This window comes from Euzebya sp., assembly GCF_964222135.1.
Classification (GTDB): Bacteria; Actinomycetota; Nitriliruptoria; order Euzebyales; family Euzebyaceae; genus Euzebya.
In genome coordinates, this window is sequence record NZ_CAXQBR010000055.1 from 1 (window position 1) to 24,485 (window position 24,485).

Here is a 24,485-nt window from a genome sequence, read left to right on the forward strand (position 1 = left end):
CCCGTCGACACGACGGCTCTCCCGACACACCGGTGGGTGCGTGAGGCGCGGGACGGGCCCGGACCCGGTGTAGGGTCCCGCGCCGTGCTGACCACCGTCGTCAACCCCCCTCTGACCGAGTCCCTGATCGACCGGCTGCAGGCCATGTGGGTCGCCGTCACCAACGCCGGCGGCTCGGTCGGGTTCGCCGCACCCGTGACCCCCGCCCAGGTCGCCCACGAGGTCGCGTCGATGTGGGATGAGGTCGCGCGTGCGCGCCTGGACGGCACCCTCGACCTGGTCGTCGCCGAGGACGACGGCGCGGTGGTCGGCTTCGGGTTCCTGCGGGTCCACGCCGGCGCCGTCCGCGCCCACCGCGGCGAGGTCCTCAAGCTGCAGCGCGACCCGGCCGTGAGCGGTCGGGGCATCGGCGCGGCCCTCCTCGCCGCCATCGAGGCCCGGGCGGTGGCGCGCGGGGTGTCCCTGCTGACCCTCGACGTCCGCGCCGGGACCGGCCGGGAGCGGTTCTACGCCGCCCACGGCTACGCCGAGGTGGCGGTGCTGCCCGGGTGGGTGCGGATCGACGACGTCCCGACGGGGTTGATCGTGATGACCAAGGACCTGACCGGCGGGACGACACCCGCGCGGGCCGACGTCGCACCGGCCGAGACCGGGGGAGGGGTGCGCGTGCCGGTCCGCCGCCTCGACCCCGACCTGCCGCTCCCGCGCTACGCCCGGCCCGGCGATGCCGGCCTGGACCTGCACGCCCGCGAGCGCCGGGTCCTGCCGCCCGGGACCCGGGCGCTGATGCCCACCGGCATCGCCGTCGCGATCCCCGAGGGCCACGTCGGGCTGATCCACCCGCGGTCGGGGACCGCGGTGCGCCAGGGCCTCGGCATCGTCAACTCCCCGGGGACCGTGGACGCCGGCTACCGGGGTGAGCTGCTCGTCCCGCTGATCAACCTGGACCCGTCGGCGACGATCCGGCTGGAGCGGGGCGATCGGATCGCCCAGCTGCTCATCCAGCGGGTCGAGCACGCCCTGCTGGTCGAGGTGGACGCCCTCCCCGCGGGCGTCCGCGGGGAGGGCGGGTTCGGCTCGACGGGGCGCTAGCCGTTCCGGCGGGGACGCCGTCCGCGACCGCCACGGCGTCCGCCGGACGGTGCGGCGGTCCCGCCGCGGCTGCCGCGCGGACCGCCGGTGTGCTGGCGCTGGGCGGCGGGCTGCGGCCGCTCCGTGACGGGGGTCGGGCGTCCGCCGCCGTGCCGCGCCCAGGTGACGTCCACGCCGACCTTGCGCGCGAGGGCCTTGCCGTCCGCCTCGGAGTCCCGGCACACCAGCGCGACGACCGCGCCGTCGGCACCGGCCCGACCGGTGCGACCCGACCGGTGGACGTAGTCCTCGGGGGCGGCCGGCAGGTCGTAGTGCACGACCACGTCGACGTCGTCCACGTGGATGCCGCGGGCGGCGATGTCTGTGGCGACGAGGACGCGGGTGCGACCCTCGGTGAAGGCCGCCAGCGCCCGCTGGCGTTGGTTCTGCGAGCGGTCGCCGTGGATCGCCGCGGCGTCGCAGCCGTTGCGGGTCAGCTGCTTGGCGAGCCGGTCCGCGCCGCGCTTGGTGCGGCAGAACACGATCGCCGAGCGGTGGTCGGCCAGGATCGACTGGACGACCTCACGGCGGTCCGGGCGGTCGAGGGTGTACCAGGTGTGGGACACGTCACCGCTGGCGGTCGGCGCGGCGCCGACGTCCACGCGGACCGGGTCGTGGCTGTAGCGCGCCTCGAGCTTCGCGGTGGTGTCGTCGAGGGTGGCGGAGAACAGCAGCAGCTGCCCGTCCGCGCAGCGGGTGGCGTCGAGCAGCCGGGTGACGTCGGGGATGAACCCCATGTCGGCCATGCGGTCGGCCTCGTCGAGCACCGCCAGCCGGACGTCGCCGAGCTTCAGGGCCTTCCGCTGGACCAGGTCGACCATCCGGCCCGGGCAGCCGATCACGATGTCGACGCCGGCCTTCAGCGCCGCGATGTCGCGCTTGATGTTGGTGCCGCCGATCAGCGCCCAGGTGCGCAGGCCGCGCATGTCGCCGAGCGGCCGGACGACCTCGGTGATCTGGAGGGCCAGCTCGCGGGTCGGCGCCAGGATCGCGACGACCGGGCGGCCCTGGCCGGGGGCCACGTGGACCGCGGGGAGGGCGAACGCGAGGGTCTTCCCGGACCCCGTGGGTGCCCGGCCGCACACGTCGCGGCCGTCCAGGGCGGCGGCGACGGTGTCGACCTGGATGGGGCGGGGGGTGGTGATGCCGTCGCGGGCCAGCCGCGAGGCGATGGCGCGATCGACGCCGAGGGCGGCGAAGTCGTCACCGCCAGCGGTGCGGGCAGGGCGACGTCGGGTTTCGGTTGCAGGCAAGGATCAGCCTTCGTAGGTGGGGGAGCGCCCGCGTGGGGCGTGCTGCAGGGGGACACCGCCGCAGCGAGGACGGTGGAGCGCCCACCTCTCGAGGAAGACGACCCGCCAGCGTGCCGCGGGACTGACCCGCACGACGCCGACACCCTCCATGATGCACGCTCGCGACGATCCTGCCGCGCACCCCGCCGCGACCGATCGCGGCACCTCAGACGTCGAGCAGCCCGGCGACGACCCGCTCGGCGACGGCGTGCACCTTCTCCTGGTGCCGCCTCGCGTGCCGGCGCAGCCGCTCGAACGCCGCGTCGGGTGGTTCACCGTGCCGCTCGGCCAGGAGCCCCTTGGCCTGCTCGATGACCACGCGGCTCTGCAGGGCGTGCTGCAGCTGGGTGGCCAGGCGGGTCTGCTCCTGGTGCAGCTGCGCGGTGACGATGTAGGCGACGGCCACGTCCGCCAGCATCTGCACGGTCTCGAGCTGGTGCTCGCTGATGGTGAGCGGAGTCGCAGCGATCAGGTCCAGGGATCCGACGAGGTCCTCGTGCGACATGAGCGGCACGCCGTGGACGCTGCGGATGCCGGCCGCGAGCGCACGGGGGGCGAAGGTCGGGTAGCGCCCCACGGCGTCCTGCAGGTCGGGGACCGACACCGGGCGCGATGTCCGGATCGCCTCGGTGCACGGTCCGTCGCCGAGCTCGGCCTCGAGCGCCTCGGCGGCATCGCCGAGGGGGCTGTTGGTGGTGGCGACCGTGAGCTCCCCGTCGTCGAGCAGCAGGACGCCAGCGCCGTCGACGGGCAGGAGCTCTGTGCAGAAGTCCCCGAGCGCGGTGAGGATCGCGTCGACGCTCTGGTTCGCGGCGAGGATGCGGGAGAACTGGACCAGCGTGGCGGAGACGTCCAGCTGCTCGGAGGGGACCTGGACCGGTGTGGTCACCTCCGGCCGGGCGCGGGTCGACCGGCGCTGCGCCTTGTCGGCGTACATGGCCCGATCGGCCGCCGAGAGCACCGCCTGGCCGTGCCGCTCGTCGCCGGGGGGCACGACCGCGGTGCCGAAGGACGCGTGGACCCGGATCAGCGTCCCGTCGGGAAGCGACAGCGGCTCGGTCAGTGCGTGGCGCATGCGGTCGATGACGGCGTGGGCGTCGCGCTGCCGCACGTCGTCGAGCAGGACGACGAACTCGTCACCGGCCAGCCGGGCGGCCACGTCGTTGCCCCGCAGGCCGCGCTGCAGCCGACGGGACACGATCCGGAGCACCCGGTCGCCGGCCTCGTGGCCGTGGGTGTCGTTGACCTGCTTGAAGTCGTCCAGGTCGATCATCACGACGGCGAACGGGATCCCGAGCTCGGCCGGGCGGCGCAGCTCCGCGTCGAGCCGGTCGAGGAACCGGCGCCGGTTGAGCAGGCCGGTCAGCTCGTCGGTCGAGGCCTCGTGCTGGAGCTGCTGCAGGCCGTCGACGTCCGACACGTCCCGGAGGGCCAGGACCCACCCGCCGACCTGGTCATCACCGTTGGCGTCTCGGACATCCCCGCGCACGGTCAGGCCGGCGCTGGAGCCCTCGACGGGCCGGAACTCCGCCTCGCCGCTGACCTCGCCCTCCTCGGTCAGCACGTAGCCGAGCCACAGCGCCTCGTCGGGCGGCAGCCGGTCGAACAGGCACGTGGACTCGTCGAGGCCGAGCTGGGTGCGGGCGCAGCGGTTGGCCACGTCGATGAACCCCGACGGGGACAGGCGGACCAGGCCGACCGGCAGCGCGTCCAGCCACCGCGGTGCGGGGTCCGGCCGGGTGGTGGGGATCCACTGCCTCGACGCGAGCACCACCGCGTCGTGCGGGGTCAGCAGGGGCCCGCGACCGGTGCGGGCGGATTCAGCGGCGACCCAGTGGGAGGTGGCGTGCAGGTACAGCACCAGCCGGGCCGCCTCGACCCGCGTCCCGAGGTCCGCCTCGACGGTCGCCTGGGTGTCCACCGCGCGCTCGCACGCCCCGACCAGGTGGTCCATCCCCTCGGCGACCGCCGCAGGTGCGACCGTCCGGGCCGGCAGCGCCCCCGTGCGCTTGGCACCCTCGAGCAGCCCGGCCAGGACCGCTCGGGACTGCAGGACCGCTTCGGCCAGGCTGGGCGTGATCGACGCCGTGATGCCCATCCCGCAGTCCTTCCCAGCCCTCCGGCCGCCCACCCGTCCGTCAGGCCGACGGGGTGCGCGACACGATCGGGTGCCCGCGGGCGATCAGCGTGGCGACCAGGGCGGTCCAGCCGGTCTGGTGGCTCGCGCCCAACCCCGCGCCGGAGTCGCCGTGGAAGTACTCGGGGAAGGTGACCATCCCCCGCCAGTGGGGGTCTGCGTCGAGCACCGGCCGGTCCGCGTGGAGCGGGCGCCGTCCGTCGGCGTCGGGGAGGAACAACCCGACCAGGCGGTCCGCGAGGTCGTCGGCGACCGCCCCCAGCCGACGATCCTCGCCGCTGCCGGTCGGGTGCGGCACGGTCAGCGCATCGCCGAAGAACTGGTCGTAGGTCCGCAGGCCGTCGATCAGCAGGACCGCGAGCGGGAACCAGATGGGGCCGCGCCAGTTGGAGTTGCCGCCGAACATCGGGCTGGGGGAGTCGCCGGGCTCGTAGCGGACCTCGTGGACGACGCCGTCGAGGTCCAGCCGGACCGGCTCGGCCGCGTGCGCCGCCGACAGCGTCCGCGGCCCGTGGGCGGACAGGAACTCGTCCGGGTCGAGCAGCCGGGCCAGGACCCGGCGCAGCCGCTGGGGTGACAGGACGCTCAGCAGCCACCGGTCCCCGCCGCCGTGGTGGCGGGCGCGGGCGAGCCCGAAGACGTTGCCGGCCAGCTCGGGGCGGTGGCGGAGGAACCACTGCATCCGGCGGTCGAAGTCGGGCAGGCCGGCCAGCAGCTCGGGTTCGAGGACCGTGGCCGCGATCAGCGGCAGCAGCCCCACGACGGAGCGGACCTTCAACGGGATCGCCTCGCGGCCCGGCAGGTGGAGGACGTCGTAGAAGAAGCCGTCCTCCTCGTCCCACAGCCCGAGGTCGGACAGCGCCCGGGCGATCGCCAGGTAGTGCTCGAAGAACTTGGTGGCGACGTCCTCGTAGACGGGGTCGTGGGCGGCGAGCTCGACGGCGATCGAGAGCATGTGCAGCGAGTACGCGGCCATCCAGCTGGTCCCGTCGGCCTGCTCGAGGCGTCCGCCGCCGGGCAACTCCTCGGACCGGTCGAACAGCCCGATGTTGTCGAGGCCGAGGAACCCGCCGCCGAAGACGTTCCGCCCCTCCGCGTCCTTGCGGTTGACCCACCAGGTGAAGTTGAGCAGCAGCTTGTGGAACACCCGCTCCAGGAACTCGAAGTCCGGCGCACCGGTCGCCGCGGCGTCGCGCCGGAACACCTCGAGGGCCGCCCAGGCGTGGACCGGCGGGTTGACGTCGTCGAAGGCCCACTCGTAGGCGGGCAGCTGGCCCGAGGGGTGCATGTACCACTCGCGGCACAGCAGGATGAGCTGGTCCTTCGCGAACGCCGGGTCGACGTGGGCGAAGGCGACGCAGTGGAAGGCGAGGTCCCAGGCCGCGTACCACGGGTACTCCCAGGCGTCGGGCATCGAGATGATGTCGGTGTTGCCCAGGTGGGTCCACGCGCCGTTGCGGATGTGCTCGCGACCCGGTGGGGGAGGGGGCTGGGCGGGGTCGCCCTCCAGCCACTCCGCGACGTGGTAGCGGTAGTACTGCTGGGTCCAGATCAGCCCGGCGACGGCGCGGCGGTGGACGAGCACCGCCTCGGCGTCGGTGCCCTCGGGCACGAGTGAGGCGTGCCACGCGTCGGCCTCGGCGGTGCGGGTGGCGATGACCGCGTCGACGGCGTCGGGCTCGAGTGGCGCGCCGGGCCGGTGATCGTCGAGGCGGAGGTGGACCGACTGCGGCTCACCCGGGGGGAGGGTGAGGATGATCCAGACCGCGGCCTTCGTGCCGGTCCCGTCGGGGTTGACCGTCGGCGCGCCGCTGATCACGTGGTCGCCGATGCCGTCGGTCGGGTACGGCGTCGTCGGCTCCGCGCCGTACAGGAGCGGCACGTTGGTCTCGTTGTCGCACGTCAACCAGCGGTGGTCGCCCGCGACGTCGACCCAGCGGGTGCCGAGGGTCGGGTGGTCGACGCGGACCGCGCCGGTCGCGTCGTCGACGGCGAGGGAGGGGCGGGCGTGGCGCGCGTCCCGGCCCCACGACCAGGTGTTGCGCAACCAGGCGGTCGGCAGGACGTGGAGGGTCACCGGCTCCGGTCCGCGGTTGGTGCAGGTGATCCGGCCGACGATCGCCTCCGGGCCGTCCTTGGCCCAGGTGACGTCGACGTCGGTGAACCGGTCGCCGTCGAGGACGCCGGTGTCGAGCAGTTCGAACTCGGGCTCCTGGCGTGATCGGCGCCGGTTCTCCTCGCGGAGCCGGTCGTACGGGAACGCCGCGTGCGGGTACCGGTAGCGCCACACCAGCAGGCTGTGGGTGGGGGTGGCGTCGAGGGGCCACCAGTGCTCCTTGACGTCCTCGCCGTGGTTGCCCTCCTCGTTGGCGAGGCCGAACAGCCGCTCCTTGAGGATCGGGTCCCGCCCGTTCCACAGGGCCACGGCCAGGCAGAGGTGCTGCCAGCGGTCGCAGATCCCCGCCAGGCCGTCCTCGCCCCAGCGGTAGGCGCGGGATCGGGCGTGGTCGAACGGCAGGTGGGCCCAGGCGTTCCCGTCCGCAGAGTAGTCCTCGCGCACCGTCCCCCACTGCCGGAGGGACACGTAGGCGCCCCAGCGGCGCCAGGCGACCGTGCCCGCGGCGTCCTCGGCGAGCCGCTGGCGTTCCGCGCCACCTGTCGTCGTCACGTGCCGGATCGTGCCACGACGGCTCGCGGTGCGGGGTCCTCAGCGTCCGGTGCGGTCTCGGGCGGGGGCGGCGAGCAGGCGGATGACGGCCTCGGCGGCGCCCATGGCCGCTCCGACCAGGCCGATGACCAGCAGCACCCGCAGCGGGGTCGACCAGTCCTGCGACCACTCCCCGAAGTCGAACGGGAAGACCTGCAGGATCTGCAGCGTCGCGGCGAACGCGACCGCGTCCACCGCCAGGTCGCCCACGGCCCGGACGGCGGAGGCGTCCGACACCACGAACGCGGCGTTGGCGGCCGCGCCGACGACGAGGGATGCGGTGACGAGGCCGATCACCCGGGCGGCGTCGGGGGTGATCGCCGAGACCGACTCCCAGCCGGGCTCGACGTGGATGAGGACGATCAGGCCGAGGTCGACCGCGAGGGCGATGACGTGGCCGAGTCGGGTGGCACCTCGCCACGGGCGTCGCGCCACGCGGCCCCCGGGGCGTGCGGTCGGGGTGGTGGTGGCGGTCATGGCGCACCTCCGGAGCTGAGCGGTGGGACACCTCGACGGTAGGCCGGCGCGGGACGGGCGGGCAGGGTCGAACGTCCCCTGGCGAGGACGTGGTCGGGTTGCGAACGCGTGGCCGCCGGGCCATACTTCCCGGTCCGCGCGGACGTGGCTCAGTTGGTAGAGCACCACCTTGCCAAGGTGGGGGTCGCGGGTTCGAATCCCGTCGTCCGCTCGAGGCCTGCTCCAGCGATGGATCAGTGCCCAACCCCTGCGAAACCCCCTGCTCAGCGGGGGGTTTCGTGGTTCCGCGACGTCATTCGACCGCGATGGCCCGCAGCACGTCCAGTCGCGCCGCGCTCCGGGCCGGCAGGACGGCGGCGAGCACACCCGCCAGGACGGCCAGCAGGGCCGCGCCGGCCAGCTGCAGGACCGGGACGACGAAGGCCGTCATGCCCTGCTCGCCCAGCGCGCGGGTCGTGGCCCACCCCAGCACCGAGCCGAGCGCGAGGCCGACCAGGGCCCCCAGCGCGGCCACGCCGATCGACTCCCAGCGGACCATGGCCCGCACCTGCCGGCGGGTCATGCCCACCGCGCGGAGCATCCCGATCTCGCGGGTGCGCTCGCTGATGGACAGCGCCAACGTGTTCATGATGCCGAGGACGGCGATGAACAGCGCCATGCCGAGCAGGGCGGTGACGAGCGCGAGGAGCTGGTCGACCTGCCCGGCGACGGTCTCGCCGTACTCGGTGCGGTCCTGGACGACGACCGAGGGGTAGGCGTCGGCGACCGCGGCCACCGCGGCCTGCACCTCCACGGCATCCACCCCGTCGGCGGCCGCGGCCAGGACGGCGGCGTCCATCGGTTGGGTGAGCAGCTCGTCGGAGGTCGCCGTCGAGGTCATCCACCCCGACACCAAGTCGTCGGGTTCGAAGATCGCGGCGATCCGCAGCTCGATCTCGCCGGAGCCGGGGAACCGGCCGGTGACCACGTCGCCCACGGCGTAGCCCTGGGCCGTGGCCACCTCCGCGTCGACGGCCACCGTGCGAGCGGCCTCCAGATCCGCGACCGAGCCCTCGGTGAACGTGGTGGCCGCCACCCCGTCCCAGGAGCTCGGCTCGACCGCGATGACCGTGGCGGACTCCCCCTCCATCGCGCCGAACCCGGCGCGGAGGGGGGACACCACCGCCAGCTCGGGCAGTGCCGCGAGCTCCTCGGCCAGGACCGTCGGCACCGACCCGCCCATGAACGCGCTGCCCGCCGTCAGGACCACATCGGCGCGGAGCGTGCGGTCCAGGGCACCCGCCACCGACGCCTTCATCGACGCCGCCATGACCGCGACCGCGCTCACCAGGGCCAGGCCGACGGTCAGGGCCGCCGCGGTCGTCCACGTCCGGCGAGGGGTCCGCAGGCTGGCCCGACGAGCCAGCCGACCGACCGCGCCGAGGTGGGCGCCGTCCCCGCCGAGCAGCCGCAGGACCGGCCGGGTCAGCGCCGGTCCGGTCGTGACGAGGGCCAGGAGCGACAGGCCGGCACCGGCACCCACGAGCACGCCGGCGCTGTCGGGCCGGGCGATGCCGCCGTAGCCCAGCAGCGCGGCTGCGGCCACCGCAGCGCCCAGGCCCACCGCCATCCGCGCGCGCGGTGGCCGGTAGGCCACGACCTGGGTGTCGCGCAGCGCCGCCATCGGGTGGATGCCGGCCGCCCGGCGGGCGGGCAGCAGCGCCGACGCGGCCGTGACGACGATCCCCACGGCGAGGGAGACGACCACGGTGCGGGGCTCGAGCACGAGCGCACCCGTGGGCATGTCCATGCCGAAGGCGTCCAACAGCCCCTGCAGGAGCAGCGCGAGGCCGAGGCCCGCGACGACCCCGAGCGCGGAGGCGAGCACGCCGACGACGACGGCCTCACCCAGGACGGCCTGCACGATCTGGCGCCGGCTGGCGCCCAGCGCCCGGAACAGCGCGAACTCGCGGGTCCGCTGCACCACGGTGATCGAGAACGTGTTGGCGATGATGAAGGCGCCGACCACCAGCGCGATCGCGGCGAACACGCCGAGGGCGGTCGTCAGGAACCCGAGCGCGTCGGAGATCTGGGCCATCGTCTCGTCCGCCCAGTCCGCGGCGGTGATGGCCTCGGCGCCGTCGGGGAGCACGGCGGCCACACGGTCGGCCAAGTCGTCGGCGTCCACATCCGGTGTGCCGCGGACGGTGATGCCGGTCACCACGCCGGGCAGGTCGAGCACCTGCTGGGCGGTCGCGAAGTCGAACTCCGCCAGCGTCGCCCCCGCGAGGTTGTCACCGTCGGGCACCGTCGACAGCCCCACGACCGTGAAGGTCCGCGGCGGTGTCGCGGCGAACACGATCTGCACCCGGTCGCCGACCCCCAAGCCGTTGCGGTCGGCGGTGATCGCGTCGATCACGACCTCGTCGTCGGCCGTCGGCTCGTGGCCGCCGTCGCGCACGACCCGGTCGCCGCCGAGGGACCAGGACACGCCGAGCGTCGGCGGCCCCATCGGCGTGATGGGGGTCCCGTCGGGGGTCACGATCTGGGCGTAGCCCTCCACCGACCCCTCGGCGCGCTCCACCCCCTCGACCGCGCCGACCTCGCTGACGAGGTCCTCCGGCAGGGTCGGGGCGCCGTAGTAGGACGCCTCGCTGCCGATGGCGATGTCCTCGGCCACCGCGGGTCGGATCATCACGTCGATGGTCTGGCTGCCGCCGCGGACCAGGTCGTCGAAGACCGCCTGCATCGTGTCGGTCAGCACGTACGTCCCCGACACGAACGCGACGCCCAGGACGACCGACACCGTCGTCAGGACCAGCCGCACCTTGTGGGACCGGACACCCTTGAGCGTGATCTTCCACATGGCCCCTCACCTGCCTCCCGTCCGGCTCAGGCCTCCAGCACCTTGATGCGGTCGAGGATCCGCTCGATGGTCGGCGCATCCATGTCGTCCACGACCCGGCCGTCGTCGAGGAAGATGGCCCGGTCTGCGTAGGACGCCGCTGTCGGGTCGTGGGTCACCATGACCAGGGTCTGGCCGAGGTCGGTCACGCACCGGCGGAGGAACGTCAGCAGCTCGGCGCTGGAGCGCGAGTCGAGGTTGCCGGTCGGCTCGTCGGCGAAGACGATCGCCGGTCGCGTGATCAGGGCGCGGACGACGGCGACGCGCTGCTGCTGCCCGCCGGACAGCTCGGCCGGCGTGTGCCGCAGCCGGTCGCCGAGGGCGGTGATCTCCACCAGCTGGTCGAGCCACGCCTGGTCCGGTCGGCGGCCGGCCAGGTCGAGGGGGAGGGTGATGTTCTCGAGCGCGGTCAGGCTCGGCACCAGGTTGAACGCCTGGAAGACGAACCCCACGTGGTCGCGGCGCAGGAGCGTCCGCTCCTGGTCGGACATCGCCGACACGTCCTGCCCGCCGATCTCGATGCGGCCCCCGTCGATGCCGTCGAGGCCGGCGAGGCAGTGCATCAGGGTCGACTTGCCCGAGCCGCTCGGGCCCATGATCGCGGTGAACCGCGCGGCGGGCAGGTCGAGGTCGACGCCTCGCAGCGCCTCGACGCGGTTGGGGCCCTCGCCGTAGACCTTCACCACGCCGCTGGCGCGGGCCGCGAGGTCCGTCGAGACGGCTGCGATGGCGGTGGACATGGCACCTCCGGTCCGCGCGGCGCCGATGATCGGCCGCGCTCAGCACCACCATCTCCCCGCCTGTCGCGGCGGTGGAGGGTCAGGTGGCCGCCCGTCCTAGGGCCGATCGGCCCGTCCGGGACGTCAGCCCTCGTCGGCGTAGGACCAGTCCCGGCGCTTGCGGTGGTAGTCGGGGTCGAACGTCGCGTGGCCCTCGGTGAGGGACTCGATCTTCGGGACCGGGGCCCGGTGCTCGGCGGGCACGGCGCCGGCACCGGCGGCGCGCGCGGCGAACGCCTCACCGAACTCGTCCAGCATCGATCCGATCGTCAGCTGCGCGCCGACGGGCAGGTAGCACCGGTTCGCGTCGGTGACGTGCGGCAGCCACCCGCGGATCCCCTCGAGGTCCTCCGGGCCTCCCCGCCCCTCGTCCAGCGCGTGGAGGTGGTCGGCCATGGCGGCCGTGCCGAGCTGGCAGGCGTTGCACTGCCCGCAGGACTCGACGGCGAGGAACTCCGCCAGCGCGGTCGTGACCTGCACGGGATCGCGGTCGGCGCCGTAGACCACGAAGCCGCCCGAGCCGAGCCCGGTGCCCGCCTCGGCGAAGGAGTCGAAGTCCATCGGCAGGTCCAGCAGGTCCGGGGTGATGACCGTGTTCGAGGTCCCCGAGATGATCCACCGGGGCTCCTCCGCCCCGGCGAGCTCGCAGATGAGCGTGCGGAGCGACGTGCCGAGCGGCAGCTCGTACACCCCGGGCCGGGGCACGTCGCCGGTCACGGTGAAGACCAACGTGCCGGGTGCGCCCTCCGTCCCCTCCGACCGCCACGCGGCCGCGCCGTCGCGCAGGATGCAGGCGACGTGGCTCAGGGTCTCGACGTTGTTGACCGCGGTCGGGTTCGGCCGGTCCATCGTGGCGAAGAGCCCCTGCATGTACGGCGGGAGGATCCGCGGCATCGGGTTCTTCCCCTCGATGACCTCGAGCATCGCCTTCTCCTCGCCGAAGAGGTACTCGTCCGGGCCGGTGACGAGCTCCACGCGGTCCGCGCCCCGCCAGCCGGCCGCGACGGCGGCATCGATGGCCTGCTCGAGCCGGGCGACGTGGTGGGTGTGGCGGGCCTTCACCGCGATCACCGCCCCCCGCGCGCCGATGGCGTACGCCGCGATCAGCACCCCCTCCACCAGCTGGAAGGGGTTGGCCGCGATGAGCGCGCGGTCCTTGTAGGTGCCGGGCTCCCCCTCAGCGGCGTTGCACACCAGGTAGACGTCGCCCAGGTCCGGCTGGCCGGAGACCGACGCCCACTTCGCACCCGTCGGGAACCCCGCCCCGCCACGCCCGCGGAGCCCGGACTCGGTGATCTCCGCGATCACCTCGTCGGGGTCCAGGGCGATGGCGTTCTCGAGGCCCTCGCCACCGCCGGCGGCGAGGTGGTCGGCCATGGTCTCGATCGGTGCGTCGGGGAGGAGTGCCATGTGCCCACCATGCCAGACCGCGCTGACCAGTCACATCGGGCCGTGTCGGATATGGCCTCCAGCAGCGCCGGTCCTGGACGATGGTCACGCTCAGTAGCTACACATCACGATCGGTGCTCTCCGGTGCCGGCAGGTGGAGGCGGGTCCATGGACGGATGGTTCTCGGGTCGGCGCGGGCAGGTCCTCGCCGGCATCGCGGTGGTGGGCGTGCTGCCGTTCGGCCCCGGGCTGCTCGCGCAGGTCCGCAGCGCGCCGCCGGCAGCGGCTGCGACGACGGCCTGGTCCGACCCGGTCGAGCCACAGGACGGGCTCAACCGCTTCGTCGCCGAGATCGTCGACGAGGCGACCCCCGCTGTCAGCTCCGACGACCCGGCCGTCCCCGCCAGCCCCGCCGCCCCCGCACCGGACATCGACTGGGCCAACGACCCGGACAACCCCCTCCACCTCCCGTTCGCCGACCTGTCCCCGGCCGACCGGGTGCTGCTCGAGCAACTCGACGGTGCCGACGAGGCACCCACGGGCGGTCTGGTCGTCGAGGCCACCGACCCCGCGGACCTGCTGGCCGCCCTCGAGGCCGTCGAGGGGATCGAGGACGTCGAGCCCGCCGGCCAGGGCTACCTCGCGATCACGACCAGCCTCACCGCCGAGGAGGTCGCGGCCCTCCCCGGCATCGGTGACGTCGACCCCAACGACACCCGGCAGCTCTTCGCCGACCTCTACGACCGCCAGTGGGGGTTGTCCAACACCAGGACGCCCGGCGCGGACATCCGCTGGGAGGAGGCGCGCACCCGCGCGACCGGTGCGGGGGTCGTCGTGGCGGTGATCGACACGGGTCTGGACCTGACCCACCCGGAGTTCGCGGGGCGGATCTGGACCAACGTCGACGAGGTGTGCGGCAACGGACGCGACGACGACGGGAACGGCTACGTCGACGACTGCCGCGGGTACGACTTCGCGGACGGCGACGCCGATGTGACCGACCGGCACGGGCACGGCACGCACGTGTCGGGGACGATCGCCGCCGCCGCCGACGGCGAGGGGGTCGTCGGCGTGGCCCCGGACGCGGTCATCATGCCGCTCAAGATCTTCACAGACGGCGGCTACGGGCACACCGGCTGGGTCGCCCAGGCACTCGACTACGCCGTGGCGAACGGGGCCGACGTCGTCAACATGTCGATCGGTGGGGACCGCCCGGTCAGCGCCGAGCTCGCTGCGGTCCAGCGGGCCTCGGCGGCCGGCCTGTCGCTGGTCGCCGCGGCCGGCAACGATGGCCGGGACATCACCGCGACCGGCGCCTACCCGGCCACCTACGACGTGCCCGCGATGATCTCGGTCGGCTCGACGGACTCGTCGGACCGGCCGTCGTGGTTCTCGAACCGCTCGGCGACCCTGGTCGACCTGCACGCGCCGGGGACCGACATCTGGTCGACGGTGCCGGTGGGCCGCTTCGAGTCCTACCAGGGCACGTCGATGGCGACCCCCCACGTGGCGGGCGCCGCCGCGCTCGTCGTGCAGCGCGGTGCCTCGGGTGCGGCGGTGCGCCAGACCCTGATGGCGTCGGCCCAGCCCCTCGACAGCCTCACCGGGCACAACGTCACCGGAGGCCGGTTGGACGCCGCGGAGGCGGTCGGCATCCCGCGGGACGCCGAGGTCGGCCTCGCGGTGGACTTCGGCTCGTTCGGCGATGCCGTGCCGGGGGAGGAGGACACTGCCACGGTTCACGTGACAGCGGACCCGACGGCCATGGACGCGGCTGAGGGCGTGGTCCGGGCGACCCTCGGCACGGTCCACCAGAACCGCCTGTATGGCGTCGTCGACCTGCCGGTGACGGTCGCGGGTGGGCCCACCACGACGTCGTCGGACGGCGCGGTCCTGCCGCTGGGCACCTTCCCGTCCGCCGACCTGGTCGACGGGGTCGACGTCGAGCTCGGCTGGACCCTGCCAGCGGGCCGGTACGTCCTGCTGGTGGAGCTGGTCGACGCGGCCGGCGAGGCGCTGGACACCCCGCAGCTGGTGGCGTTCGCCGTCGGGGCGATGCCCCAGGACGGTCCGTCGGAGGCGCCGGAGGAGGGGGTCAGCGAGCCCCCGGCCGAGGGCGGGTCGGGTGGCGGCTCGAGCGCGCCGCCACCGGACGGCGGATCGACGGGGGGCGACCCCGGGGACGGGGGGACGGACGACGGCGACGGGTACTACGTCGGCCCGGGCGACCCGCTGCCGGGGGACGGCTCCGGGGGTGGCTCCGGTGCCGGTGACGGGTCCGGTCCGGGGGGCGGGTCGGTTCCCGGGACTGGCGACGGCTCCGGTGCGGACACCGGGTCCGGCTCCGGCGCGGGGGCGGGGACCCCGCCAGGCGAGGGTGCCGGTGAGGGCTCCGGCGCGGGGGACGGGACTGGTGCTGGATCGGACGCGGGTGCTGGGTCGGACGCGGGTGCGGGGTCGGGCGCCGGTGCGGGTTCGGACACCGGTGCGGGGTCGGGCGCCGGTGGCGGGTCAGGGGACCCCGGGTCGGGACCTGGTGCGCCCCCTGGTGACGGGTCCGGGCCCGGGGACGGGACGACCGCGCCACCCGCACCTGGCGACGCGCCGGCGGTCACGCCCGTCACCGGGTCGGTGTCGCCGCCGATCGGGACTGGGGGGATGACCGCGACGGTGTCCGTCGACGCGCCGGTGCCCGCTGATCCGTACGTCCACTTCGGCGGACGGAACGCCCACGTGCTGTCCGTCGGGTCGTCGTCGGTCGTGGTCACCGTCCCCGTGCACACACCTGGCGTCGTGGACGTCGAGGTCATCGCCAGGGACGGGTCCCGGTTGGTGCTGGCCGAGGCGTTCACCTACCTCGGTGCCGACGGGGAGCTGCCACCGGCCGACGACCCCTCCGAGCCTCCCGCTGGCGGAGGTGCCGGGGGAGGGGCGGACGACGGCTCCGGGTCCGGTCCGGGGTCCGGCGACGGTCCTGAGGACGGCGGGTCAGGAGGCTCTGGGGGTGGCGGCTCTTACGGTGGTGGGTTCGGCGGTGGTGGGTCCGACGGAGGCGGCTCGGACGGTGGCGGGTCCGGCGGGGTGGCCGAACCGCCTACGGATGGCGGTGGTCCGAACCCCCCGGAGCCGGCTCCTCCGCTCGTGGTGGACGGCCTGACGCTCAAGCCCTTCCCGTCCACCAGCCCCCTGTCGAGGGTGTCGGTCGGCCAGCTGCAGACCTGCACGGCCGAGGTCTGCGCGGGCCGGCCGGTGTGAGCCCGCGGGGCTTCCCGGCCACCGCCGGTCGGGCGCGGCACCCTGGGTCCGGCCATGACCGACCCCTCCACCGCCCCAGGCCGCACACGAACCCGCCTGCGTGCCGTCGCCGTCTACTGCGGGTCCAGCCCGGGCGCCCGGGAGTCCTTCGCCGAGGGTGCCGCCGCGCTCGGCCGGGCCCTCGCGCGGCGTGACATCCGCCTGGTCTACGGCGGGGGCCGGGTCGGGCTGATGGGGGTGATCGCCGACACGGTCCTGGCCGAGGGCGGCGAGGTCCACGGGGTGATCACCCGCGCCCTCATGGACCGGGAGGTCGGCCACGGCGGGCTGACCCGCCTCGACGTCGTCGAGACCATGCACGACCGCAAGGCGCTGATGGCCGACCTGGTCGACGGCTTCGTGATGCTCCCCGGCGGGTTCGGGACCCTGGACGAGTTCTTCGAGGCGCTCACCTGGACCCAGCTGGGGATCCACACCAAGCCGTGCGGGATCGTCGACGTCGACGGGTACTTCGCGCCCCTCATCCAGTTCATGGACCGGGCGGTCGCCCAGCGCTTCGTCGCCCAGGCGCACCGCGACATGGTGGTGACGGCGGCCGACGCGGACCAGGTCCTCGACCTGCTCGCTGCCTGGCAGCCGCCGGACACCAGCAAGTGGCTGGACCGCAGCGAGCGCTGAGCCCCAGACCTCAGGGTCAGCCCAGGTCCAGCTCCGGGTAGAGGGGGTGGCGGGCCAGGAGGTCCGCCGCACGCGAGCGGCACCCCTCCGCGGTCGACGCCGGGAGGTCGTAGCGGGCCTGGGACTCCGACGACGGCGTGGTCGCGGACAGCGCGGTCGCGATGATGTCGGCGACCTCGTCCATCTCCGCGGTCCCCATGCCGAGGGTCGTGACCGCCGGGGTCCCGATGCGGACGCCGGAGGTGTACCAGGCGCCGTTCGGGTCGGCCGGGATCGAGTTGCGGTTCGTCACGACGCCCGCGTCGAGCAGCGCCTGCTCGGCCTGCCGGCCGGTCAGGTCGAACGACGTGGCCGTGTCGATCAGCACGAGGTGGTTGTCGGTCCCGCCGCTGACGACGGTCACGTCCCGCTTGGCCAGCGCCTCCGCCAGCGCCTTCGCGTTGTCGACGATCCGGCCGGCGTAGGTGCGGAACTCCTCGGTCAGCGCCTCGGCGAACGCCACCGCCTTGGCCGCCATCACGTGCGGCATCGGGCCGCCGAGCACGAGCGGGCAGCCGCGGTCGACGAACGGGGCGAACTCCTCGGTGCACAGCACCATCCCCCCGCGCGGCCCGCGGAGCGACTTGTGCGTCGTCGTGGTCACGACCGGCGCGTGGGCGACCGGATCGTGGTCGCCGGTGAAGACCTTGCCGGCCACCAGCCCCGCGAAGTGGGCCATGTCGACCATCAGCGTGGCATCGACCTCGTCGGCGATCTCGCGCATCCGCGCGAAGTCGATCAGCCGCGGGTAGGCGGAGTAGCCGGCGACGATGATCAGCGGCCGGAACTCCCTGGCCATCCGCGCGACGTCGTCGTAGTCGATCTGCCCGGTCTGGGGGTCGACGCCGTAGGACCGCTGGTGGAACAGCTTGCCGGAGATGTTCGGCCGGAACCCGTGGGTCAGGTGCCCGCCGGCGTCGAGCGACATCCCGAGCATCCGCTGGTCGTTGAGGCGGTGGCGGAGGTCCTCCCAGTCGTCCTCGTCGAGGGCGGCGACGTTCTTCACGCCGTGGTCGGCCAGCGCGGGCGCCTCGACGCGGGCGGACAGGATCGACCAGAACGCGACCAGGTTCGCGTCGATGCCCGAGTGCGGCTGGACGTAGGCGTGGTCGGCCCCGAACAGCTGACGGGCGCGATCTGCGGCCAGCGACTCGACCTCGTCGACCCACTCACAGCCGGCGTAGAACCGGTGGCCGGGGGTGCCTTCGGCGTACTTGTCGCTGAGCCAGTTGCCCATCGCGAGCAGGACGGCGGGTGAGGCGTAGTTCTCGCTGGCGATCAGCTTGAGCTGGCTGCGCTGGTTGCCCAACTCGCCGCGGATCATGTCAGCGACCTGCGGGTCGGTGCCGCCGATGACGTCGAGGCTGGCGCGGTAGGCGGTGCTCTCGAGGGACGGGCCCTCTGGGGAGCGACTTTCTGGGGAGGGGGACACGGGGACTCCTCGCTGGCGTGGTGGGTTGCGTGGTGCGGTGCCCAGGCGCGCGGCGTGTGGAGCTCGGGCCGCTCCCCGGTGGTCAGATCCACCCGTGCGCCAGTCACGGCCGAGCAGGCCACAGCGTAGTCAGGGCCGCCGGGGGGTGTCGAGCGGGTCCGACGGCGGGGTAGGACGCCGACGATGCCCGAGCTCCAGGTCGCCGTCATCGCCGACACCCACCGCACCGCTGCCCGCGCCGAGGACCTGCCGCCGGAGGTCTACGCGCTGTGCAAGTCCGCCGACGTGATCCTGCACGCCGGCGACATCACCGACCGCGCGGTGCTGGACGTCCTCGGCCGGTACGCAGCCGTCCACGCCGTCCTGGGCAACAACGACCGGGGGCTTGAGGAGGAGCTGCCCGAGCGCCTCGAGCTCGACCTCGCCGGCGTGGCGGTCGCGATGGTCCACGACAGCGGGCCGGCGAAGGGCCGTGAGGCACGCCTGCACCGCATGTTCCCGACCGCCGGCGTCGTCGTCTTCGGCCACAGCCACATCCCCTGGGACACCGTCGGCGTCGACGGCCAGATCCTCTTCAACCCCGGATCTCCCACCCAGCGCCGGCGCCAACCGGTCGCCACCTGCGGCCGCCTGGTCCTGGCCGACGGCGCGGTCGTGCGCCGAGAGATCATCCCCATCCACTCGGCCTGATCTGGCGCGCGTCGGCTGGTCAACCGGCCCACGGGATGGATTCGACATCTCCGTGCCGTCGTGGTGGTCACCGCCCGAATGGATTCGACACGGGACCCTGTTGCTCATGACCACCGGAGTGATCAGGACGAACGACTGAGGCACATGGTGTCTGGCCACCCCTCCCCCTCCCGTTCCTGGGTGTCGATTCCATCCCGGGCCGCGCGACCACGATGTCGAATCCATCCCAGGGATCACGCGGGGATTGACAGGTGAATCACCTCTCAGGAACGATGTCCGTCCACACCTCCGTCGGATGATCGGACCCCGCGATGACCATGACCGCCCAGCTGCTCGACACCGCCGTCGGGCCCGTCAACGTCCGTACCGACGGCCGGACCGCCGGCGAGCCGGTCGTGTTCGTCCACGGCAACCTCTCCGACGCGCGGATCTTCGACGAGCAGGCCGATCTGCTCGGCGAGGGCTTCCGCGCCGTCGCCGTCGACCAGCGCGGGTTCGGGTCCACCCCGCCGCGCCCGGTCGACGCCACCCGCGGCGTCCGGGACCTGGCCGACGACGTGACCGCCGCGATCGACGCGCTCGACCTCGGCCCGGTCCACCTGGTCGGGCACTCCATGGGCGGCGGGGTGGTCATGCAGATCGCCCTGGACCGGCCCGAGGCGGTGCGGTCCCTCACCCTCGTCGCCCCCATCAGCCCGTACGGGTTCGGGGCCACCTTGCCCGACGGCAGCCCGACCACCCCGGACTTCGCCGGCTCGGGCGGGGGAGGGGCCAACCCCGAGCTCGTCCGCCTCATGCGCGAGCAGGAGCGCGGCGGCGACCACCCCGCGTCCCCGCGGTCGGTGACCCGGTCGATCTTCTTCCCCTCCCCGGACGACATCCGGGACGAGGACCTCATCGTCGACGGGATCCTGGCCGCCGCGGTCGGTGACGACCACTACCCGGGGGACTCGGTGCCGTCGGACAACTGGCCCGGGGTCGCGCCCGGGGACCGGGGGATCCTGAACGCGATCAGCCCGAAGCACTTCGACCTGTCCGGCTTCGGCACGGCGGGCCTGGCGGTGCCGGTGCTGTGGGTCCACGGTGCGGCGGACATGGTCGTCAACGAGCGGTCGATGTTGGACTTCGGGACCCTCGGCGAGGATGGCGCGGTGCCGGGGTGGCCCGGGGCGGACGTCCACCCGCCCCAGCCGATGGTCACCCAGATGCGCGCGGTGCTCGAGCGCCACGCCGCCGGCGGCGCGACGGTCCGCGAGGAGGGCTGGACCGACGCCGGCCACTTCATCTTCACCCAGCACCCCCACCGCTTCGCCGAGCTGCTCGCCGACCACCTGCAGGCGGCGGCGCGGCCAGAGCCGGCGTCGTGAGCCCACCGCCACCGGCAGCACCGTCCGCGGGCCAGCCTCGCGCCGACGACATGGTCGTCGGCCGCTGGCTCCGCGACCGTGCCGTGGCCACGCCCGAGCGGGTGGCGATCCGCTTCGGCGACACCACCACCACCTACGCCGAGCTGCACACCGCGGCCCGCGCGCTCGCTGCCGGGCTGGTCGAGCGGGGGATCCGCCACGGCGACCGGGTCGCGGTCCTCACGACCAACCGGCCCGAGCACGTCGAGGTGCTGTTCGCCTGCGCGACCGCCGGCCTGGTGCTCGTCCCCCTCAACCCCCGCCTGACCGCCCCCGAACTGGCCTGGCAGCTCGACGACAGCGAGCCGGCGCTGCTCCTGACCGGTCCCGGGCAGGCCGACCTGGGCGCCGCCGCGGTCGCCGCCGCCGGCCGTCGGGTGGCCACCCACCCCCTCACCGACCTCGCCGCGTTGCACGGCGACGGCCCGATCGGGTCGGCGGCGACCGACCACGATCCGCTGCTGCTGGTCTACACCTCCGGCACCACCGGTCGGCCCAAGGGTGCGGTGCTGACCCACGCCAACTGCTTCTGGACCAACCTGTCCCTCGACCGGGTGGTCGACGTCACCACGACCGACACCGTCCTGCAGGTGCTGCCGCAGTTCCACGTCGGCGGGTGGAACGTCCAGCCGCTGCTCGCCTGGTGGAAGGGCGCCACGGTGGTCCTCGAGCCCGACTTCGACCCCGCCCGCGCGCTCACCCAGATCGCCGCGCACCGCGTCACCACGATGATGGGGGTGCCGGCGACGTACCTGTTCATGGCCGAGGAGGCCACGTTCGCGACCACCGACCTGTCGAGCCTCCGCCAGGCCGTCGTCGGCGGCGCGCCGATCGCCGAGAAGCTCCTGCGGACCTACCACGAGCGCGGTGTCGCCCTCCTCCAGGGCTACGGCCTGACCGAAGCGGCGCCGAACGTGCTGTGCCTCTCCGCCGAGCACGTCGCGGACCGCCTCGGCTTCGCCGGGCGCCCCTACCCGCACGTCGAGGTCGCGCTGCGCGCCGCCGACGGCACCCCGGTGGAGGGGGAGGGGAGGGGTGAGCTGTGCGTCCGCGGTCCCGCCACCTTCGCCGGCTACTGGCGCAACCCAGAGGCGACCGCCGCGGCCTACGACGACGGGTGGCTGCTGACCGGCGACGTCGCCGAGCGGGACGCCGAGGGCTTCTACCGCATCGTCGACCGCACCACCGACCTGTACGTCTCCGGGGGCGAGAACGTCTACCCCGCCGAGGTCGAGGCCGCCCTGGCCGAGCACCCCGACGTGGTCGAGGTCGCCGTCGTCGGCGTCCCCGACGACCGCTGGGGGGAGGTCGGGCGCGCCCACGTCGTGCGCCGGGCCGGTGCCACCGCCTCCGCAGAGGAGCTGCGGGCGTCCTGCCGGGCGCGCCTGGCCGGCTACAAGGTCCCCCGCGACGTGGTGTTCGTGGACGAGCTGCCGCGCTCCGCGGTCGGCAAGGTCCAGAAGACCGCGCTACGGCGGGGAGACGCCTCATGAGCACCAGCGAGTCGCGCCTGAGCACCGGCCCGTGGGCCGTGGAGCAGGAGGCCGCCCCCATCGGCACCGACGGCAAGGCGCTGTCCGCCCGCGGTGAGGCCACCCGCCGGCGGCTGCTCGACGCGGCCGAGACCTGCTTCGCCACGCTCGGCTGGGAGGACGCGTCGATCGTCAAGATCACCGAGTCCGCCGGCGTGTCGATCGGCACCTTCTACCGCTACTTCGACACCAAGCAGGCGGTGTTCGACGAGCTGGTCGACGACCTCAACCGCCGGGTGCGCCACGCGATGAGCGAGTCCGCCGCCCGCGGCCGCACCCGCGCCGAGCGGGAGCGGCTGGGCTTCAAGGGCTTCTTCACCTTCACCGCCGAGCACCGGGCGCTGTACCGGATCATCCGGCAGGCCGAGTTCGCCTCACCCGCCGCCCTGCACCGCCACTACGACCGGATCGCCGCCGGGTACGTCGACGGGCTCCGTGCCGCCCAGGCCGACGGGGAGATCGCCGCTGACGTCGACCCCGAGGTCGCTGCGTGGGCGCTGATGGGCATCGGCGAGCTGATCGGCATGCGCTGGACCATGTGGGGCGAGACCGACGAGGTGCCCGACGCGGTCCTCGACCAGGTCGTCGCCTTCATCACCCGAGGGCTGGGAGGGGACGCGTGACCGGATCCACATCGACGACCGCGGCGTTCACCGTCCCCGTCGACGGCGGCCACCTCGCGGTCTGGTCCTGGGGTCCACCCGACGGGCCGGTCGTCGTCGCCGCCCACGGCATCACCTCCTCCCACGTGTTCTGGCGTCCCGTCGGCGAGCGGTTGGCCGCGGAGGGGATCCGCCTCCTCGCCCCCGACCTGCGGGGGAGGGGTCGGTCCGCGGACTTGCCGGGGCCGTCGTCGATGGCCCGGCACGCCGAGGACCTGATGGCGGTGCTGGACCACGCGGGAGTGGAGGACGCGGTGCTGGTCGGCCACTCGATGGGCGGGTTCGTGGTCGCGACCGCGGCGGTCCGCCACCCCTCCCGCGCCTATCGGGTGGTGCTGGTCGACGGGGGACCGCCGCTCGGCGACGACCTGCCGGCGGACGTCGACGTCGAAGCGGCGCTCGGGGCGATCATCGGCCCCTCACTGGCCCGGCTCGCCGAGCGCTACCCCGATCGCGCGACCTACCGGGCGTTCTGGGCCGGCCACCCCTCCTTCGCCGCGGTCCCCCCTGACCTGGTCGAGGCCTACGCGGACCACGACCTCGTGCCCACGGGGGAGGGGACGTGGCGTTCGTGCGTCGACCGCGACCGGGTGATCGAGGACGGCCGCGACACCCTCACCTCGACCGCGTTGCGGACCGCGGTTGTCGACGCGGCGGCCGCCGGGACGCCGATCACGTTCCTCCACGCCGAGCGGGGGATGCTCGACGGCCCCGAGGGCCTGTACCCGCCGGCGCGCGTGAACGCGCTGCTCGGTGGGCAGGACTCGATCGAGGTGCGGCTCGTGGCCGACACCAACCACTTCACGATAGGCATGAGCCCGCACGGGGCGGCCGCCGTCGCGGCTGCGGTGGCCGAGGCGGTGCGAGCCTGACGACGTGCGTCAGACGAGGCAGGGAGGACCGACCCACATGGCAGACCTGGAGGGACGGACCGCGGCGGTGACCGGCGCGGCCAGCGGGATCGGCGCGGCGTGCGCACGTCGGCTCGCGGCAGCCGGCGCGGCCGTGGTCGCGATCGACATCGACGACGAGGGGGTCGAGGCGATCGCCGACGAGGTCGACGGCGACCCGATCGTGGTCGACCTGTCCGACGCGGACGCGGTGGCCCGGTTGGATCTCGAGGTCGACGTCCTCGTCAACAACGCCGGCCTGCAGCACGTCGACCCGGTGCAGGACTTCCCCCTCGAGCGGTGGGAGACCATCATCGCCGTCATGCTCACCGCGCCGTTCGTCCTGGCCCGGCAGGTGGTCACGGGCATGTACGACCGCGGGTGGGGGCGGATCATCAACATCTCGTCGGTGCACGGGCTCCGGGCGTCGCCGTACAAGGCCGCGTACGTGGCGGCCAAGCACGGGCTGGAGGGGCTGAGCAAGGTCTTGGCCCAGGAGGGCGGACCGCACGGGGTCACCTCGAACTGCATCAACCCCGCCTACGTCCGGACCGCGTTGGTGGAGGCCCAGATCGCCGACCAGGCCCGGACGCACGGCATCTCCGAGGACCGGGTCGTCGAGGAGATCATGCTGACCGAGCCGGCCGTCAAGCGGCTGATCGAGCCCGAGGAGGTCGCCGAGCTCGCCGCCTACCTCTGCACGGACGCCGCCGGGATGGTCAACGGCGCCTCGTGGACGGTGGACGGTGGCTGGACCGCGCGGTAGCTGCCCCTACCCCTCCACCCGGTCGGACTGGGCCTGCAGCTCGTCGATCAGCTCGGAGGCCTGCGCCTTCGTGAGGTCGGCCGGGATCTCCCTGCCGGTCTCCTCAGCCAGGGTGGTCAGGTAGGACTGCTGCGCGCCGGTCATCGGCTCGTCGCCGGAGACCCACTGCGCGGGGTCCTTCTCGGTGTTGGACCGGGCCGGATCGGGGTTCGTGGTGGTGTCGTCCATGCCGTGGTCCTACCCAGGATCCGCAGTGGCGAACACACGTTCGTCTACCGGGACTGGTCCGGGTCCGTCCGGGTCCGGCCGGACTCTCAGTGCACTGACCCGGGTCAGTGC

General features: G+C 73.9%; 18 protein-coding genes, 1 tRNA gene, 1 pseudogene and 1 riboswitch. Of the genes and pseudogenes, 11 read left to right on the top strand and 9 right to left on the bottom strand.

What is annotated here, in order from left to right; all coding sequences use genetic code 11:
- Positions 1-231: 231 nt before the first annotated feature.
- Positions 232-522 (top strand): annotated as a pseudogene (locus tag ACEQ2X_RS12240) (GNAT family N-acetyltransferase); the annotation flags it as partial.
- A gap of 66 nt (positions 523-588) precedes the next feature.
- Positions 589-1,092 (top strand): dUTP diphosphatase, encoded by a 504-nt coding sequence (dut, locus tag ACEQ2X_RS12245; protein ID WP_370326140.1) that lies wholly within the window; start codon positions 589-591, stop codon positions 1,090-1,092.
- Here the strand turns inward: dut and ACEQ2X_RS12250 are convergent.
- From ACEQ2X_RS12250 to ACEQ2X_RS12265, 4 genes are all read right to left on the bottom strand, one after another.
- Positions 1,089-2,384, bottom strand: coding sequence for a DEAD/DEAH box helicase (locus ACEQ2X_RS12250; RefSeq protein ID WP_370326096.1), 1,296 nt, complete (start codon positions 2,382-2,384; stop codon positions 1,089-1,091). The two genes, dut and ACEQ2X_RS12250, sit on opposite strands and share 4 nt — an antisense overlap.
- A gap of 205 nt (positions 2,385-2,589) precedes the next feature.
- Positions 2,590-4,521, bottom strand: a complete 1,932-nt coding sequence (locus ACEQ2X_RS12255) for a diguanylate cyclase (protein ID WP_370326097.1) — start codon at positions 4,519-4,521, stop codon at positions 2,590-2,592.
- 40 nt (positions 4,522-4,561) lie between these two features.
- The gene (locus ACEQ2X_RS12260) at positions 4,562-7,228 is read right to left on the bottom strand and encodes a glucosidase (protein ID WP_370326098.1); all 2,667 of its coding nucleotides are present in this window, start codon (positions 7,226-7,228) and stop codon (positions 4,562-4,564) included.
- Positions 7,229-7,267: 39 nt separating this feature from the next.
- The gene (locus tag ACEQ2X_RS12265; RefSeq protein ID WP_370326099.1) at positions 7,268-7,744 is read right to left on the bottom strand and encodes a hypothetical protein; all 477 of its coding nucleotides are present in this window, start codon (positions 7,742-7,744) and stop codon (positions 7,268-7,270) included.
- A 138-nt stretch (positions 7,745-7,882) separates the two neighbouring features.
- Here ACEQ2X_RS12265 and ACEQ2X_RS12270 point away from each other — a divergent pair.
- A tRNA-Gly gene (locus ACEQ2X_RS12270) sits at positions 7,883-7,955 on the top strand.
- Positions 7,956-8,036: 81 nt separating this feature from the next.
- Here ACEQ2X_RS12270 and ACEQ2X_RS12275 read toward each other — a convergent pair.
- The 3 genes from ACEQ2X_RS12275 to ACEQ2X_RS12285 all read right to left on the bottom strand — a co-directional run bounded on the left by ACEQ2X_RS12275 (position 8,037) and on the right by ACEQ2X_RS12285 (position 12,817).
- A complete protein-coding gene (locus ACEQ2X_RS12275; protein ID WP_370326100.1) occupies positions 8,037-10,589 on the bottom strand; it encodes an ABC transporter permease in 2,553 nt (850 codons plus the stop codon).
- Positions 10,590-10,615: 26 nt separating this feature from the next.
- The gene (locus ACEQ2X_RS12280; RefSeq protein WP_370326101.1) at positions 10,616-11,368 is read right to left on the bottom strand and encodes an ABC transporter ATP-binding protein; all 753 of its coding nucleotides are present in this window, start codon (positions 11,366-11,368) and stop codon (positions 10,616-10,618) included.
- Between the two features lie 123 nt (positions 11,369-11,491).
- On the bottom strand, positions 11,492-12,817 hold the full coding sequence (locus tag ACEQ2X_RS12285) for an NADH-ubiquinone oxidoreductase-F iron-sulfur binding region domain-containing protein (protein ID WP_370326102.1): 1,326 nt from the start codon (positions 12,815-12,817) through the stop codon (positions 11,492-11,494).
- 147 nt (positions 12,818-12,964) lie between these two features.
- Between ACEQ2X_RS12285 and ACEQ2X_RS12290 the strand changes: the two genes are divergently transcribed.
- Positions 12,965-16,051 (top strand): S8 family peptidase, encoded by a 3,087-nt coding sequence (locus ACEQ2X_RS12290; protein ID WP_370326103.1) that lies wholly within the window; start codon positions 12,965-12,967, stop codon positions 16,049-16,051.
- A gap of 54 nt (positions 16,052-16,105) precedes the next feature.
- Positions 16,106-16,729 carry a TIGR00730 family Rossman fold protein gene (locus ACEQ2X_RS12295; protein WP_370326104.1) on the top strand — a complete coding sequence of 208 codons (624 nt, stop codon included), beginning with the start codon at positions 16,106-16,108 and terminating at the stop codon, positions 16,727-16,729.
- A gap of 16 nt (positions 16,730-16,745) precedes the next feature.
- Here the strand turns inward: ACEQ2X_RS12295 and ACEQ2X_RS12300 are convergent, their stop codons facing one another.
- On the bottom strand, positions 16,746-18,200 hold the full coding sequence (locus ACEQ2X_RS12300; protein ID WP_370326105.1) for a glycine hydroxymethyltransferase: 1,455 nt from the start codon (positions 18,198-18,200) through the stop codon (positions 16,746-16,748).
- A 32-nt stretch (positions 18,201-18,232) separates the two neighbouring features.
- Positions 18,233-18,317: riboswitch (ZMP/ZTP riboswitch) on the bottom strand.
- 66 nt (positions 18,318-18,383) lie between these two features.
- Between ACEQ2X_RS12300 and ACEQ2X_RS12305 the strand changes: the two genes are divergently transcribed.
- From ACEQ2X_RS12305 to ACEQ2X_RS12330, 6 genes are all read left to right on the top strand, one after another.
- Positions 18,384-18,890: a metallophosphoesterase gene (locus ACEQ2X_RS12305; RefSeq protein ID WP_370326106.1), complete on the top strand. Its 507-nt coding sequence runs from the start codon at positions 18,384-18,386 to the stop codon at positions 18,888-18,890.
- A 311-nt stretch (positions 18,891-19,201) separates the two neighbouring features.
- Complete coding sequence (locus ACEQ2X_RS12310) at positions 19,202-20,257, top strand: alpha/beta fold hydrolase (RefSeq protein WP_370326107.1); 1,056 nt, start codon at positions 19,202-19,204, stop codon at positions 20,255-20,257.
- A 50-nt stretch (positions 20,258-20,307) separates the two neighbouring features.
- Complete coding sequence (locus ACEQ2X_RS12315) at positions 20,308-21,789, top strand: AMP-binding protein (RefSeq protein WP_370326108.1); 1,482 nt, start codon at positions 20,308-20,310, stop codon at positions 21,787-21,789.
- Positions 21,786-22,451 carry a TetR/AcrR family transcriptional regulator gene (locus tag ACEQ2X_RS12320; RefSeq protein ID WP_370326109.1) on the top strand — a complete coding sequence of 222 codons (666 nt, stop codon included), beginning with the start codon at positions 21,786-21,788 and terminating at the stop codon, positions 22,449-22,451. Before ACEQ2X_RS12315 ends, ACEQ2X_RS12320 begins: the two co-directional genes overlap by 4 nt.
- The gene (locus tag ACEQ2X_RS12325) at positions 22,448-23,362 is read left to right on the top strand and encodes an alpha/beta hydrolase (protein ID WP_370326110.1); all 915 of its coding nucleotides are present in this window, start codon (positions 22,448-22,450) and stop codon (positions 23,360-23,362) included. The genes ACEQ2X_RS12320 and ACEQ2X_RS12325 overlap by 4 nt, the downstream gene beginning before the upstream one ends.
- Before the next feature lie 37 nt (positions 23,363-23,399).
- Complete coding sequence (locus ACEQ2X_RS12330; RefSeq protein WP_370326111.1) at positions 23,400-24,146, top strand: 3-hydroxybutyrate dehydrogenase; 747 nt, start codon at positions 23,400-23,402, stop codon at positions 24,144-24,146.
- A gap of 6 nt (positions 24,147-24,152) precedes the next feature.
- Here ACEQ2X_RS12330 and ACEQ2X_RS12335 read toward each other — a convergent pair whose 3' ends face one another.
- On the bottom strand, positions 24,153-24,374 hold the full coding sequence (locus ACEQ2X_RS12335; protein WP_370326112.1) for a DUF3072 domain-containing protein: 222 nt from the start codon (positions 24,372-24,374) through the stop codon (positions 24,153-24,155).
- Positions 24,375-24,485 lie beyond the last annotated feature (111 nt).

Coding starts and splice junctions, on each gene's coding strand:
- ACEQ2X_RS12320 (WP_370326109.1), top strand. CDS start 21,786: ATGAGCACCAGCGAGTCGCGCCTGAGCACCGGCCCGTGGGCCGTGGAG.
- dut (WP_370326140.1), top strand. CDS start 589: ATGACCAAGGACCTGACCGGCGGGACGACACCCGCGCGGGCCGACGTC.
- ACEQ2X_RS12255 (WP_370326097.1), bottom strand. CDS start 4,521: ATGGGCATCACGGCGTCGATCACGCCCAGCCTGGCCGAAGCGGTCCTG.
- ACEQ2X_RS12335 (WP_370326112.1), bottom strand. CDS start 24,374: ATGGACGACACCACCACGAACCCCGATCCGGCCCGGTCCAACACCGAG.
- ACEQ2X_RS12305 (WP_370326106.1), top strand. CDS start 18,384: ATGCCCGAGCTCCAGGTCGCCGTCATCGCCGACACCCACCGCACCGCT.
- ACEQ2X_RS12295 (WP_370326104.1), top strand. CDS start 16,106: ATGACCGACCCCTCCACCGCCCCAGGCCGCACACGAACCCGCCTGCGT.
- ACEQ2X_RS12330 (WP_370326111.1), top strand. CDS start 23,400: ATGGCAGACCTGGAGGGACGGACCGCGGCGGTGACCGGCGCGGCCAGC.
- ACEQ2X_RS12290 (WP_370326103.1), top strand. CDS start 12,965: ATGGACGGATGGTTCTCGGGTCGGCGCGGGCAGGTCCTCGCCGGCATC.
- ACEQ2X_RS12275 (WP_370326100.1), bottom strand. CDS start 10,589: ATGTGGAAGATCACGCTCAAGGGTGTCCGGTCCCACAAGGTGCGGCTG.
- ACEQ2X_RS12310 (WP_370326107.1), top strand. CDS start 19,202: ATGACCATGACCGCCCAGCTGCTCGACACCGCCGTCGGGCCCGTCAAC.
- ACEQ2X_RS12265 (WP_370326099.1), bottom strand. CDS start 7,744: ATGACCGCCACCACCACCCCGACCGCACGCCCCGGGGGCCGCGTGGCG.
- ACEQ2X_RS12285 (WP_370326102.1), bottom strand. CDS start 12,817: ATGGCACTCCTCCCCGACGCACCGATCGAGACCATGGCCGACCACCTC.
- ACEQ2X_RS12315 (WP_370326108.1), top strand. CDS start 20,308: ATGGTCGTCGGCCGCTGGCTCCGCGACCGTGCCGTGGCCACGCCCGAG.
- ACEQ2X_RS12280 (WP_370326101.1), bottom strand. CDS start 11,368: ATGTCCACCGCCATCGCAGCCGTCTCGACGGACCTCGCGGCCCGCGCC.